The following is a 12179-nucleotide window of genomic DNA, read 5'->3' on the forward strand; positions in this document are numbered from 1 at the left end:
GACCTGCTGACAGCAGGATGTCAGTAGTGTTCGATATCAATGCTGCGCCACGCAATCGACGGCTTGACGCGATTAGGTCATTCGTCCTATTTATTTTATTCGGACGTTTGTCCTAAATATTTTTCACTGCCTGACGGCGTGCGGGAGCAACTTTTGTGAGCGGGCAGAAGACACGTGATTTTATTGTCCAAACGGCGGACGATCTGTTCTACCGGCAGGGTTTCGAGGCGACATCTTTCGCCGATATCGCCGCTGCGGTCGGTATCTCTCGGGGTAATTTCTATTACCACTTCAAGGCCAAGGACGATTTGCTGGAGGCCGTGATCGCGCGCCGTATGGCGAACACCTCAGAGATGCTTCAGGATTGGGAAGTTGCCGGGGAAGATCCGGAGGAGCGCATTCGCAACTTTATCCAGATCCTGATCCGCAACCGGGACAAAATCGAACAGTTCGGTTGCCCTGTCGGCTCTCTCAGCACTGAGCTTGCCAAGCTCAACCATGGGGCCCAAGACGAGGCGGCTCGGATTTTCACCCTGTTTCGGGTCTGGCTCCGACGGCAGTTTGAACGGCTTGGCCGGGAGGCTGATGCTGACGCGCTCGCCATGCATCTGCTTGTGCGCAGCCAAGGCGTCGCCACACTCTCCGCCGCCTATCGGGACCCGGCTTTTGTCGAGCGCGAAGTCGCGTCCATGTGCGCCTGGCTGGCGGCTGAAACCGCGCGGGACGCTTCCGCCCCTTCCTCCACAGATCAGAATTAATCGGGAGATCGATCCGATGTTTGTCGTCTTGCTTAAGTTCTCCGCACAGAAAGACCGCGCTGGTGATTTCATGGACAAGCACAAAGCCTGGTTGAAACGAGGTTTCGAGGATGGCGTTTTTCTGCTGGCCGGTGGCCTGCCGCCGGGTGCGGGCGGTGGTATCCTCGTTCATAATATCGACCGGGGGGCGCTGGAGGCACGGCTGGCCGATGATCCGTTCGTTGCCGAAGACGTAGTCCGTCCCGAAATCATCGAAATCGCACCGGCCATGACCGACAAGCGCCTAGATTTCCTCACCGCTTGAGGAGACCAGCAGCATGAGCGAAACCTTCATTGCGCCGGACGGCAAACCGCGCTGCCGCTGGTGCGGCGGTGCACCGGAATTCCTGCCCTATCACGACGCCGAATGGGGATTTCCAGTCGCTGATGACCGTCGGCTGTTCGAGAAACTCTGTCTCGAAAGCTTCCAGTCCGGCCTGAGTTGGCGCACCATTCTGGTAAAGCGGGAGAACTTCAGGGCCGCTTTCAAGAATTTCGAGTTCGCGGAGATCGCGGCATTCACGGAAAAGGACGTCGAAAGGCTGCTTGGCGATGCGGGTATCGTCCGCCATCGCGGCAAGATAGAGGCGGTGATCAATAACGCGGGTCGGGCACTGGAGATGGTCGCGCGGGAAGGCTCCCTCGCAGCTTTCTTCTGGAGCTATGAGCCAGGCAGGGCCGAGTGTGCGCCCCCGCAAACCGCCTCAACCTCGGCAAGCTCAATCGCGCTCTCCAAGGAGCTGAAAAAGCGAGGCTGGAAATTCGTTGGCCCGACCACGGTCTATGCCTTCATGCAGGCCATGGGACTGATCAACGATCACATCGAGACATGTATCGTGTGGGAGCGGGCAATGGCGGAGCGAGCGCTTTTCGAGCGCCCTACACGGATGTCGCCAACCGGCACGTGAAGCAGGACCCGGAGGGCTACAGCACAGGTATAGAGCCGCTGCGGTTGTAAATATGCTGCGCTCGCGCAGATATGAAGTCTCACGCCTGATGCCCGGCATATGTCAATGCGCACGCCGGTGGTCTTGATGTCATGAACGGCAAGCGTGCGTCCAGACCGTGATTTTTATGGAGAGGCAACCGATGTCGATCGAGACCAGTAGAGTCAGTTTTCCCGGTGCGGATGGTGACACTTTGGCGGCGCGTCTTGATCTGCCGGTCGGCAAGTCGCGCGGGTATGCGCTGTTTGCCCATTGCTTCACCTGCTCGAAGGATATTGCCGCCGCGCGCCAGATCGCGGGTGGGTTGGCTGCACAGGGGCTCGCCGTGCTGCGGTTCGACTTTACCGGCCTCGGGCACAGCGAAGGGGAGTTCGCGAATACGACTTTCGCGTCGAACATTCAGGACCTCGTCGCGGCGGCGGACTGGATGCGTGGTGAAGGGATGGCGCCTGCACTGTTGATCGGTCACTCACTTGGCGGCGCCGCGGTTCTGTCGGCGGCCTCTCATATCCCGGAGGTCAAGGGGATTGCCACCATTGGGGCGCCGGCGGACCCGGAACATGTCGTGCATAATTTCGGTGCGGATCTTGATGTGATCGAGCGGGACGGAGAGGCGGATGTGTCGCTCGCCGGCCGGAGCTTCCGGATCCGGAAGTCGTTCATCGACGATCTCAAGACACACGACCTTGAGGAGCGGGTCGGGAACCTGAAACGGGACCTGCTGATCTTCCATGCGCCCCTGGACATGACCGTCGGTATCGAGAATGCGGGCCGGATATTCGCCGCTGCCAAACATCCGAAGAGCTTCGTCTCCCTCGACAAGGCGGACCATTTGCTCACCAGAGCCGCCGATGCCGATTATGTTGCCTCGGTGATTGCCGCATGGGCGGGCCGTCTCGTTCCGGAAGAGGCGCCACTGCAGATCGCGGCGCGCGAGGGAGAGGTCGTGGTCGCGCATCTGGGGGAAGGGAAATTCCCGCAAACCATTCTTGCGGCGGGGCACCGATTACGGGCGGACGAACCCCGAAATGTCGGCGGTGATAATAGTGGCCCTGCGCCCTATGACTTCCTGTTGGCCGGCCTCGGTGCATGCACCAATATGACATTGTCGCTCTATGCCGAACGCAAGGGCTGGCACATTGACCGTCTGGAGACCCGGCTTCGACACAGTAAAATTCACGCCGATGACTGCTCTTCCTGTGAAACGCAGGCCGGGAAGATTGACAAGATCAGCCGCGAGATCATTATCGAGGGACCACTCGATGCGGAGCAGCGGCAAAAGCTTCTGGAGATTGCAGACAAGTGCCCGGTCCACCGGACCCTGCATTCGGAGATTAGGATCGAGACAGAAATGGTCGATGCCGCGTGATGGTGAGGTGAGGGAGGCGCTTGCCGCTTCGCACGCCGCTGCCGACACACCCTCCAGGCGTCATTCCTGAGGCTGTCCCTCAATCAACCATCGGCGAAATATATAGGCTGGATCGTGGCTTGAAATGTTGGCCGCCGTAAGGATGTGAAAATCCCCCATGGTCAACGTATGTTCGGATAAAGGGGTTACCAATCGGCCGGAGGCGATGTCGTCGGCGACGATTGCGGATGGTCCCATGGCCACACCAAGACCTTCGACTGCGGCCTGAAGTGCATAATTCAGGCTTTGAAAGCGCAGATTGCGAGAGGCTTTACGCGCGTTTAACCCCACGCTCCGAAGCCATGAAGGCCATAGATGGTCGAGCGATTCCGCGTTTAGCAAGGTGTGGTTTCGCAGCGCACGCGGCGTATCCAGCGGTACCTGCTGAAGCAGCCGGGGGCTTATGACGGGAGTGCAGGTCTCCCGCAGAAACGGGGTGCTTTTGAAGCCGGGGCGCTCCATTTCGCCCCGGCGGATTACAACGTCGAACGAGTCCGTCAAATGTTCATCCAGCGTCACCATGGGGCGCAGCCGGATCTCGATATTCGGGTGGGCGCGCGCAAGGGCCGAGAGCCTTGGTATCAGCCAGCGTACGGAAAAGGTTTCGGGTGCGCAGACGCGCAATACCTTAACGCCCCTTGGACCCGTCAACCGCTCCGTCGCGACAGAGAGCTTGTCGAGGACGGCGCTCACCTCATCCAGATATTCCTGGCCTTCCGTGGTCAGCGTGACTTTCCGGTTGGATCGCAGGAAGAGAGCGAAGCCGAACCAGCCTTCTAGATTGCGAACCTGACGGCTGATGGCGCCGTGGGTGACGCCGAGCTCCCCGGCGGCAGCGGTGAAGCTCTTCAGGCGCGCCGAAGCTTCGAAAGCTCGGACAGCATTGAGTGGCGGAAGGCGGCGAAACATCCGTGAGTAAACCTCACACGAAATGGAAAAAATCTCGTTTGTGTATAGCGACCGGCTCTGGAAAATACGAGGATAACGCACACGAGGTCAGAAATGCCTGTTACCGAAATTACCAAGACAGACGCTCCTCACGCCATAGCCGTCCGTCCTTTTGCGGAAACTGATTCCATTTCCGAACTGACGAAACTGCTGCATCGCGCCTATGGCTCTCTTGCCGATATGGGACTGCGCTATAGGGCAACGCATCAGGACGACGATGTCACCCGGCAACGCGTGGCAGAAGGGAACTGCTTTGTTGCCGTCGTGGATGGCATCATCAAGGGAACGATTGTCTTCAAGAAGGCCGTGCAAACAAAGGGGTGCCCCTGGTACGACCGTCCAGGTGTGGCTTCTATTGGCCAGTTCGCGGTTGAGCCCACATTGCAGGCGAATGGCCTCGGACGACGCCTCATGACTGTCGCCGAAAAACAGGCTGCCGCGTCGGGTGCGGTTGAAATTGCGCTGGATACGGCTGAACCGGCGACGCATCTCGTCGATTGGTACACGCGCCTCGGATATCGCTTCATCGAGCACACACAATGGGAGCATACCAACTATCGAAGTGTCATCATGAGCAAGCCTGTCGTGGCGCATTCCTGACTGATAGTATGCTGAAATTTCTGCATCTTTCGGACCTGCATCTGGTTCGGCCCGGCACGGTATTGCATGGTCTTGACCCGGCAGAACAACTCTCGCTCTGCGTCACGGACGTTCTCCGAAAACATGCCGATGCGGCCTTTTGCGTGGTCTCGGGGGATCTGACTCATTCCGGGGACGCACAGGCCTATGAGGCGGCGCGGGACCATCTTTCCAGAATGCCGATGCCCGTCCATCTGATGATGGGCAATCATGATGACCGGAATGTTTTCCAGTCTGTCTTTCCCGATGCACCCCGTGATGGCGCCGGTTTCGTGCAGCATGTGATCGACGTTGAGATCGGCCGGCTTGTCTTTATGGATACGAGTGAGCCCGGACGGGCTGAGGGGCGTCTATGCCGCGAACGGCTTGACTGGCTGCGGCAGCGTATTGAAGAAGTGCGGGATGCGCCAATTTTCCTCTTCCTGCATCATCCGCCATTCTGTGCCGGGCTATCGCGTATGGATCAGATACGCCTGCAGGATGCGGGACGCCTGCTGGACGTGCTGCACCCAGATCTGCCGCGCATTCGACACCTGTTTGTCGGCCATCTGCATCGCGCGATTGCCGGCTCGTGGCATGGCGTGCCTTTTTCCGGGGTGCGCGGCACCAGCCATCAGATCGCACTGGATTTCACCACGCAGGATGTAGCGTCAGTAAGTTTCGAGACGCCGGGATACGGTGTCGTCATGACCTCTAGTGACAGCGTGGTTGTGCATTTCGAAGAAGTAGAGCGGCCTTGGACGGAGCAAGCGATCAGGTGCCCCTCCTGATCGAGAACAGAACCGCGAAAAGCACGACCGAACCTCCGAGGACCGTCGCAATCGCTGGAACTTCCGAGAACAGGAAGAACGCGAAAATCGGTGCGAGCGGGGTTTCCAGGCTGCTCAGAAGGGCCGTCTGACCCGAGGGGAGCCGTTTGGCGCCTTCTGCAAGGGCGACGGAAGCGATGGCGAATATCAGCCCGAATGCGGCGAGAATGAAGATTTCCTCGGGCGCTGTGTCGAATGGGTCGCCGAACATCGCCGCAAAAGGCAGCAGGAGTATCGATTGCAGGGCGGCCGGGCCCGCTCCGGGTGTTTTCGGCCATTTCCGGTAAATGACCATGATCGAGGCCATGGCACCCGTCATGCAGAGAGCCAGAAAATCGCCGAGCAGACTGACGGTGCCGAGCGATCCTGACACAATGATCCCGACCCCGAGCAGCGCGCCCACACACCCGGCCACAGTTTTCGTCGAGGCCTTTTCGCCGATCATGACCCAGGCGAGCGCGGCGGCGATGAGCGGAGATGTTGCATAGATCAACGCGACATTGGCGATCGACGTGAGCTTGAACGCTGGAATAAAGGCCGCCGTACCCAGCGCGCCGACAATCGCCACCGTCCAGCCACTGGTTCCAATGCCGATGAAGTTGGCCCGCAGCGCCCGCCTCTTTATAGTCCAGGCCGTCGTGAAACCGGCGGCGAAAACGCCTCGCCAGAAAATAACCTCCCATGACCCGGCTTCCACGCCTTTCGTGAACAGACCTGCCGTGCTGTAGGTCGTTGCCGCTGTAACAAGGAGTGCAACGCCGACAAAATATTCGGCCCGTGAGGCGTGGCTCATCGGGGATACACTTTGCGTTCGAGTACTTTCTCGACCGTCGCGGCAATTTCGGAGCGCTCTACACCGATATCCAGAAGTTGGTGGTCCGTCAGGCCCTGTAGTTCCTTGATTCTGGCGCGCCGTAGTCGCTCGCGGGCGATCTTGTGGAGCCCCCGGCGCATGGCTGAATTCGCGGCCCGGATGAGCCGTGACACGCTTCCAAAAATCGGGTGCCCGAGCTGATCGAGGCGCGGTTGCTGGAAGTCGCAAGCGGGTTCGGGGTGCTGGTGGCGTAGGTGCATGATGTCCTCCAACGGCTTAAGATTTCACCGGCCGTCGATTTTTTTATGGAAGAGATTTATTTGATGATTTCATCTTCCGCTCCTGTCGGGGAGGCGCGGCGTTTGTTGTATTTTTGAGAAAATATTGAGTATTATTGCTACCGACAAACGAGAAGATCTCGATTTATGTATTAGAAAAATTTGGGTATGAGTCATGGGGCGACCGCAACCGCCGCTTAATGCTCTCAGGGCTTTCGAGGCGGCTGGGCGGCACCTCAGCTTCACAAAGGCGGCTGCCGAGTTGAACGTCACGCCGGCCGCAATCAGTCATCAGGTCAAATCGCTTGAGGAGATGCTTGGGGTGCCTTTGTTCTGGCGCCTGACCCGGGCGCTTCGGCTCACTGAGGCGGGGCAGGTTGCCTTGCCGACACTGGGGCAGGGCTTTGACAAGCTGGCTCAGGCGGTGGAACAGATGCGTACCCATTGCGAGAGCGGGGTCCTGACGATCAGCGTCAGCCCTTCGTTTGGAGGTATGTGGTTACTTCCCAGACTGGAGAGGTTCCGCAGCCGACACCCGGACATCGAAGTTCGCATCGACGGAACCGACCGCCTGGTTGATCTGGTCCGCGATGATGTCGATGTGGCGGTGCGGTATGGCCCCGGCGGATACGAAGGCGTTCGGGTCGACCGGTTATTCGGTCAGGTCAACACACCGGTTTGCAGCCCGGCACTGCTGGACGGCGAACACCCGTTACGCATGCCCGAGGATCTGCGTCACCATACCCTGCTGCATATTGACTGGATCGAGGCCGAGGCGAGTTGGCGCATGTGGCTTCTGGCCGCGGGCTTGCAGAATATTGATCCGGCCCGGGGGCCGCGCTTCAGCATGGAGAGCATGGCTGTTCAGTCAGCGGTCGATGGACAAGGTGTCGCTCTGGTGGGGGAATTACTGGTGGCTGATCACCTTGCGGCGGGCCGTCTCGTGCGTCCCTTCGATCCAGGCCTTAGTACGCCGCTGACCTTCGCTTTCTATCTGCTGAGCGCGAAGGATCGTGCCGATACACCAAAGATCGCTGCGTTTCGCGATTGGCTAATGGAGGAAGGGAGAAAGGTGAACGGGGAGTGAGGTTCCCACACCTGCACCGTCATCCCGCACTTGATGCGGGACCCATGGAGTAGGGAGCTCAGTTTTCCCGCGATTACGCCCCTGCTCCCATAACTCCCCCAACTCCAATTCTCTTAAACACGCTCTAAACGGCTTCAGTGCGCTGCACTAAGACTGGAAAAGCTCGCTGTTGTGGACTGCCGGGAGACGATGAGAAGACCACCCGCTTTCCTTCTGCTGGTCGATTTGGACCATAAACACTGTCTCTATGGAGCATAGTTTGCCCACCATGGTCGTTAGTGATGAAGAACACTGTGGGGCTCGATTTGAAGTGAATATGTCCGCTGAAGCGCGGGCTAGAAAAGACACATAATTTCGAGAGTTCTAGTGCCAAATCGGTTGCTGTTGGTCGGTTCGCAGGAGTTGGTGTGAGACACTGTTCAACTAGCGCTTGGAGAGCTTCAGCCACAGGCTTGAATTGAGGGTTAGAGATCATAAAATTTGGCCAGTCTAGTCGATCACCGTTACCAATCGCCAATACCGCATCCATTCCGACGCCAAAAGGGTGCTTACCAGTACACGCATAAAAAATCATGCATCCCAGTGACCAGATATCTGCAGGTGCATCGATAGACTGACCCTGTTTCCGGAACAACATTTCTGGCGCCATAAACGGAATGGCGCCTTTGACAGTGCCTGATGTGGACTTAGTAATATCGGCATTCTCTTCAAACTCTTGGTCAACAATCTCTTTGGCAAGTGTGGCGATTCCGAAGTCCGTAATTTTTACAGCATCAAGTGCGAAGCCTCCTGTAACCATAACGTTGGATGGTTTGAGGTCGCGGTGTACTACACCTACGTGATGGGACGCTCCGATGCCTTTGGCTAGCTTTCCAAACAAAATTGCCGCTAATGGAGGGTCAATGTAGCCTGCAAAATCGATTATTGCTTTGTCGAGTGTTTGCCCGTCAACAAACTCCTCAACAAGGAAGGGCCGCTCATTCTCTTCAAAATAATCCAACGTTTTAGCTGTGCCGTGGTTGTTGACCTTGGCTGCGAGAATAGCACTCTGCTTAAAACGGCGGTGTGTCTGTCCTTCTAGTGGAGTTTTGACGGCTACTATTTTTCCAATAACGCCATCTGTCGCTTTGAAGACCTCCTGCATACCTCCTTGGCCAATTCTTTCGAATATTTCATAACGATCCGAAAGAATATCGCCGATATCCATTATATTAAGACCTCCGGCTGATTAACGTTGAATGTGGCGAAATACGGTTGAGTGCTGCCAGTGCGTGGGAAGGCGATGACACATGAAGGTGCAAGCTTAGCGCCAGGTTTAATAGGAAGATTGTTTGCTACAACATCTCCGATATTTTCAACAACGATGAAATCGTAACCGTCGTAGCGAATTTTAAGGCCACTTACTACTTCTTGAGATGTCGTGATGACGACCTTTGGAAAACCCTCTCGGCGGTCTTTGTCGATGTTGCTGACCGAACCGGCCAAGACTAATTGGGCTGTGTGTTTGTCTTTCAACAAGATCTTAGATATTGCGGAACAGACATCATGCATCGAGGGTCTTCTATCTGGCGTTTCCGACAAGCACCTTTGTATAATGTCAGCTATCGATGCGGGAAATTCTGGAATATGGGCCGCAACGGCCCCCACGGGAATGCTTCTGGGAAGTTGACTGACCCAAGTCGGTGGCTGCCTTTTCAATAGCGTCAACGCCATGACCCCAAAAGAAAAAACGTCGGCAGAAATCGTGAAATTAATAGTGCTATCACCAAACATTTCCGGAGCAATATAGAGTGGAGTACCCATAGCATTCTGCGTCTTATTGTTTACTCCTTGCTGTCTGGCTAGTCCGAAGTCAAAAATTTTCGCGACGCCTTCTTGATCGATCCGGATATTTCCTGGCTTGATATCTCTGTGAATTACAGAAAAACTATGAATTTGCGATAGCCCTGACGCAATTTGCCAGAGCATGATCAAATATTCTTCATTGTATTCAAATGTAAATTCTTGAAGGTCAGCACCATCTATATATTCGATGACCAAAAATGTTCTATTAACAGAGTCAAGTTTTTCTTGAACTATATCCAACAATTGCACTACATGTTTTGATGTGACTTCTTGAAGTGCTGTCTGCTCATCAATAATTCGTTGCGGGTCTTGAAATGGCTGCAGGCACTTTAAAGCGACATCTCGATCTAAGTGTAAATCTTTTCCTTTGCGGACTTCACTCATTCCTCCGCGGAAGGGATCGTCCCCTGAAATCTCATATCGTGAACTAATGATCATTACTTATCCAAAATCACCAAATGAGTCTTTAGGCTCTTTGTTCTTGGTTTTATTTTTATTTTTTGGAGGGGTTTTTCTATTATCTTGTCCTCCCTCTAAACCTAGATCGTCATTTTCTGTCAGGTCGAAATCAGGATCTTGATGTTCCGCAACGGGAGGTTTGGCGTCAAGTGTGTTGTCTCCGGAAAGAGGCTTTTTTTGTTCGCGATCGGCCCAAACAATTTGCATCTCAGAACTATTGTTCCATACTGCGATTTCCGGCCCCTGACGTTCAGGCTTGAGATTTTCAGTTATTGATTTTGAAACTCCAATCACAGACGCATTGTCATGCCCTCCTGTCCAAACAGAGGTTGATACAAGCCGGCTGCACAATTCAGTAGAAGAATGTGAATTTTGAACAAGTTTATCAAATACATTTGTATCTAAGGAATGCACTCCATCAGAAGTCAGGAAAAGTAGATCAAAATCATTTTCTAGGGTGTTGATGTGAGGGCGTAGTCCATCTCCCATACCAATGAACTGTAGAAGTCTCTCGTCTTCGCCTCCCGCAAATTCTTTTAGGTTGTCGTCTTTTGTGTGTCTCTTAACGACACCATTTGTCGACTTTGAATAAATACGGCTATCTCCAACGTTAAGAGAGAAAATCTTATTTTCAGATATCAATACGGCAGATAGTGTCGAGCCCCCACCGTTTCTTTTCTTAACGGCATCATTTGCGGCCAATGCGGATATTTGGAGTCTTTGCTCTGGAGGGTCGTTCCGACAAACTATTAGAGATTCAATAAAAGTGCTGACGGAGACAGATGCAGCTGCAGAACCGTTCTTCATTCCCCCCATGCCGTCGCAAAGAACAAAACAATAAAACGATTGCTTTAAGTTTCCGCCTGAATTGACGTACAAAGCAGCCGTCCGGTCTTGGTTTTCATTTCGCTTAAGTCCTAAGTTAGAATTCAAGCAAAAGAAATCTGTTGTCGAATTTGTCTTCGAGAATGAGGCATCTTTAGGAGGAGCTTCAAACCAGATTCCAAGTCTTTCTGCTAACATGTTGTTCTTCTTTTTTGTGCCAATTTCTCAATTATATGCACGACGTGTGGTCGGAAAAAAGACATGTCTACTCAGCACCAACGTGAACGTTTTGGAATGCAACAGCTATCGTCGCTTCAAGTTAGTTATAGTCCATTGAGGCAGTAAGTGTCGAAATCCTTGCAGAATTTCAGAGCTCCGCCAAGTGGGCTTAGATGCCTTCTAGGCCTTTGGTAGGCTGAAGAGGGCCGGTGGTCAGCGACCAACGCCCGCCTCTTGGCTTACATTATGCCCTCCACCTGCCTTTGAGTTAGCTGATAGGATGCCCTACGTTTTTACGGCGTCGAATCAAGCCGTCATCCTGGGCCCCGATCCGGGATCCATGGAAGACGTGTGCGGTTTTATGATCATCTAGGTCCCGGCTCTTTGGCCGGGATGACGATGTGGGGCGGGGAGCCCCTCAGTCGTCGTAGGCGATCAGGGATGTGAAGGGGATGTCGAGCCGGTCGCGGCCCTTCAGGAAGGTGAGTTCCATGATGCTGGCGGCGCCGGTGACTTCGCCGCCGACCTTGCGGACAAGCTCAATGGCGGCGGCAAGCGTGCCGCCGGTGGCCAGCAGGTCGTCCAGGATGACCACGCGTTGGCCCGGCTCGATTGCGCCGTCCTGGACCTCGATCGTGTCGCTGCCGTATTCCAGATCATAGGTATAGGGAATGGTCTTGCCAGGCAGCTTGCCCTTCTTGCGGACCATGTGGAAACCGAGGCCGAGTTCCAGGGCGAGCGGGGCGGCCACGAGGAAGCCGCGGGACTCGATGCCAGCCAGCACGTCCGGCTTGTAGCCATCGACGACGGATTTTAGCTGGTCCACGGTTTCTTTCCATGCCGCCGGATGGGCGAGCAGGGTCGAGACATCGTAGAATAGGATGCCCGGCTTCGGAAAATCGGGCACTTCGCGGATATGTTTCTTGAGGTCCATGCTCGGATTCCCGTGGCGTCTGTTAAGCAGCGGCCTTGATAGGTGAGAGTTGCAATTAATTCCAGTATCTTATGAAATGTACGCGATTTCAGGCGCATGGGATGTGAGTGAATATAATTACGGAGCCGGCCGGCCGAGCGCCGATGTCCTTGGACTGGGGGGAGCTAGAC

General features: G+C 55.0%; 14 protein-coding genes. 7 read left to right on the plus strand and 7 right to left on the minus strand.

Annotation, left to right across the window (positions count from 1 at the left end):
* Positions 1–155 precede the first annotated feature (155 nt).
* From ABJ076_RS13335 to ABJ076_RS13350, 4 genes are all read left to right on the plus strand, one after another.
* Complete coding sequence (locus ABJ076_RS13335) at positions 156–758, plus strand: TetR/AcrR family transcriptional regulator (RefSeq protein WP_348189073.1); 603 nt, start codon at positions 156–158, stop codon at positions 756–758.
* A gap of 16 nt (positions 759–774) precedes the next feature.
* Entirely contained in the window at positions 775–1062 is a 288-nt protein-coding gene (locus ABJ076_RS13340) for a hypothetical protein (protein WP_348189071.1), read from the plus strand.
* Between the two features lie 13 nt (positions 1063–1075).
* Complete coding sequence (locus ABJ076_RS13345) at positions 1076–1705, plus strand: DNA-3-methyladenine glycosylase I (RefSeq protein WP_348189069.1); 630 nt, start codon at positions 1076–1078, stop codon at positions 1703–1705.
* A 181-nt stretch (positions 1706–1886) separates the two neighbouring features.
* The gene (locus ABJ076_RS13350) at positions 1887–3113 is read left to right on the plus strand and encodes a bifunctional alpha/beta hydrolase/OsmC family protein (RefSeq protein ID WP_348189067.1); all 1227 of its coding nucleotides are present in this window, start codon (positions 1887–1889) and stop codon (positions 3111–3113) included.
* 60 nt (positions 3114–3173) lie between these two features.
* On the opposite strand, the gene gcvA (ABJ076_RS13355) is transcribed toward ABJ076_RS13350, so the two are convergent.
* Entirely contained in the window at positions 3174–4061 is an 888-nt protein-coding gene (gcvA, locus tag ABJ076_RS13355; protein WP_348189065.1) for a transcriptional regulator GcvA, read from the minus strand.
* Positions 4062–4154: 93 nt separating this feature from the next.
* Between gcvA (ABJ076_RS13355) and ABJ076_RS13360 the strand changes: the two genes are divergently transcribed.
* Both ABJ076_RS13360 and ABJ076_RS13365 read left to right on the plus strand, forming a co-directional pair.
* Complete coding sequence (locus ABJ076_RS13360) at positions 4155–4700, plus strand: GNAT family N-acetyltransferase (protein WP_348189063.1); 546 nt, start codon at positions 4155–4157, stop codon at positions 4698–4700.
* A gap of 8 nt (positions 4701–4708) precedes the next feature.
* Entirely contained in the window at positions 4709–5509 is an 801-nt protein-coding gene (locus ABJ076_RS13365) for a phosphodiesterase (RefSeq protein WP_348189061.1), read from the plus strand.
* On the opposite strand, the gene ABJ076_RS13370 is transcribed toward ABJ076_RS13365, so the two are convergent.
* Together ABJ076_RS13370 and ABJ076_RS13375 are read right to left on the minus strand one after the other, a co-directional pair.
* Positions 5493–6341, minus strand: a complete 849-nt coding sequence (locus ABJ076_RS13370) for a DMT family transporter (protein WP_348189059.1) — start codon at positions 6339–6341, stop codon at positions 5493–5495. The genes ABJ076_RS13365 and ABJ076_RS13370 overlap by 17 nt on opposite strands.
* On the minus strand, positions 6338–6622 hold the full coding sequence (locus tag ABJ076_RS13375) for a DUF1127 domain-containing protein (protein ID WP_348189057.1): 285 nt from the start codon (positions 6620–6622) through the stop codon (positions 6338–6340). Before ABJ076_RS13375 ends, ABJ076_RS13370 begins: the two co-directional genes overlap by 4 nt.
* A 193-nt stretch (positions 6623–6815) precedes the next feature.
* Here ABJ076_RS13375 and gcvA (ABJ076_RS13380) point away from each other — a divergent pair, with 193 nt between their 5' ends.
* Positions 6816–7727, plus strand: a complete 912-nt coding sequence (gene gcvA, locus ABJ076_RS13380; protein ID WP_348189055.1) for a transcriptional regulator GcvA — start codon at positions 6816–6818, stop codon at positions 7725–7727.
* A 124-nt stretch (positions 7728–7851) separates the two neighbouring features.
* On the opposite strand, the gene ABJ076_RS13385 is transcribed toward gcvA (ABJ076_RS13380), so the two are convergent.
* The 4 genes from ABJ076_RS13385 to ABJ076_RS13400 form a co-directional block, all read right to left on the minus strand.
* Positions 7852–8934, minus strand: coding sequence for a serine/threonine-protein kinase (locus ABJ076_RS13385; RefSeq protein ID WP_348189053.1), 1083 nt, complete (start codon positions 8932–8934; stop codon positions 7852–7854).
* Positions 8934–9956, minus strand: a complete 1023-nt coding sequence (locus ABJ076_RS13390; protein ID WP_348189051.1) for a serine/threonine-protein kinase — start codon at positions 9954–9956, stop codon at positions 8934–8936. The genes ABJ076_RS13385 and ABJ076_RS13390 overlap by 1 nt, the downstream gene beginning before the upstream one ends.
* A 57-nt stretch (positions 9957–10013) precedes the next feature.
* A complete protein-coding gene (locus tag ABJ076_RS13395) occupies positions 10014–11054 on the minus strand; it encodes a PP2C family serine/threonine-protein phosphatase (protein WP_348189049.1) in 1041 nt (346 codons plus the stop codon).
* A gap of 439 nt (positions 11055–11493) precedes the next feature.
* A complete protein-coding gene (locus tag ABJ076_RS13400; RefSeq protein WP_348189047.1) occupies positions 11494–12009 on the minus strand; it encodes an adenine phosphoribosyltransferase in 516 nt (171 codons plus the stop codon).
* Positions 12010–12179: the final 170 nt, after the last annotated feature.

Origin of the sequence: Nisaea sp., assembly GCF_039990255.1 — a bacterium.
Classification (GTDB): domain Bacteria; phylum Pseudomonadota; class Alphaproteobacteria; order Thalassobaculales; family Thalassobaculaceae; genus Nisaea.

Excerpts from the sequence above, each read along its gene's own strand:
- ABJ076_RS13340 (WP_348189071.1), top strand. The coding sequence starts at position 775 with ATGTTTGTCGTCTTGCTTAAGTTCTCCGCACAGAAAGACCGCGCTGGT.
- ABJ076_RS13345 (WP_348189069.1), top strand. The coding sequence starts at position 1,076 with ATGAGCGAAACCTTCATTGCGCCGGACGGCAAACCGCGCTGCCGCTGG.
- ABJ076_RS13350 (WP_348189067.1), top strand. The coding sequence starts at position 1,887 with ATGTCGATCGAGACCAGTAGAGTCAGTTTTCCCGGTGCGGATGGTGAC.
- gcvA (WP_348189065.1), bottom strand. The coding sequence starts at position 4,061 with ATGTTTCGCCGCCTTCCGCCACTCAATGCTGTCCGAGCTTTCGAAGCT.
- ABJ076_RS13360 (WP_348189063.1), top strand. The coding sequence starts at position 4,155 with ATGCCTGTTACCGAAATTACCAAGACAGACGCTCCTCACGCCATAGCC.
- ABJ076_RS13365 (WP_348189061.1), top strand. The coding sequence starts at position 4,709 with ATGCTGAAATTTCTGCATCTTTCGGACCTGCATCTGGTTCGGCCCGGC.
- ABJ076_RS13370 (WP_348189059.1), bottom strand. The coding sequence starts at position 6,341 with ATGAGCCACGCCTCACGGGCCGAATATTTTGTCGGCGTTGCACTCCTT.
- ABJ076_RS13375 (WP_348189057.1), bottom strand. The coding sequence starts at position 6,622 with ATGCACCTACGCCACCAGCACCCCGAACCCGCTTGCGACTTCCAGCAA.
- gcvA (WP_348189055.1), top strand. The coding sequence starts at position 6,816 with ATGGGGCGACCGCAACCGCCGCTTAATGCTCTCAGGGCTTTCGAGGCG.
- ABJ076_RS13385 (WP_348189053.1), bottom strand. The coding sequence starts at position 8,934 with ATGGATATCGGCGATATTCTTTCGGATCGTTATGAAATATTCGAAAGA.
- ABJ076_RS13390 (WP_348189051.1), bottom strand. The coding sequence starts at position 9,956 with ATGAGTGAAGTCCGCAAAGGAAAAGATTTACACTTAGATCGAGATGTC.
- ABJ076_RS13395 (WP_348189049.1), bottom strand. The coding sequence starts at position 11,054 with ATGTTAGCAGAAAGACTTGGAATCTGGTTTGAAGCTCCTCCTAAAGAT.
- ABJ076_RS13400 (WP_348189047.1), bottom strand. The coding sequence starts at position 12,009 with ATGGACCTCAAGAAACATATCCGCGAAGTGCCCGATTTTCCGAAGCCG.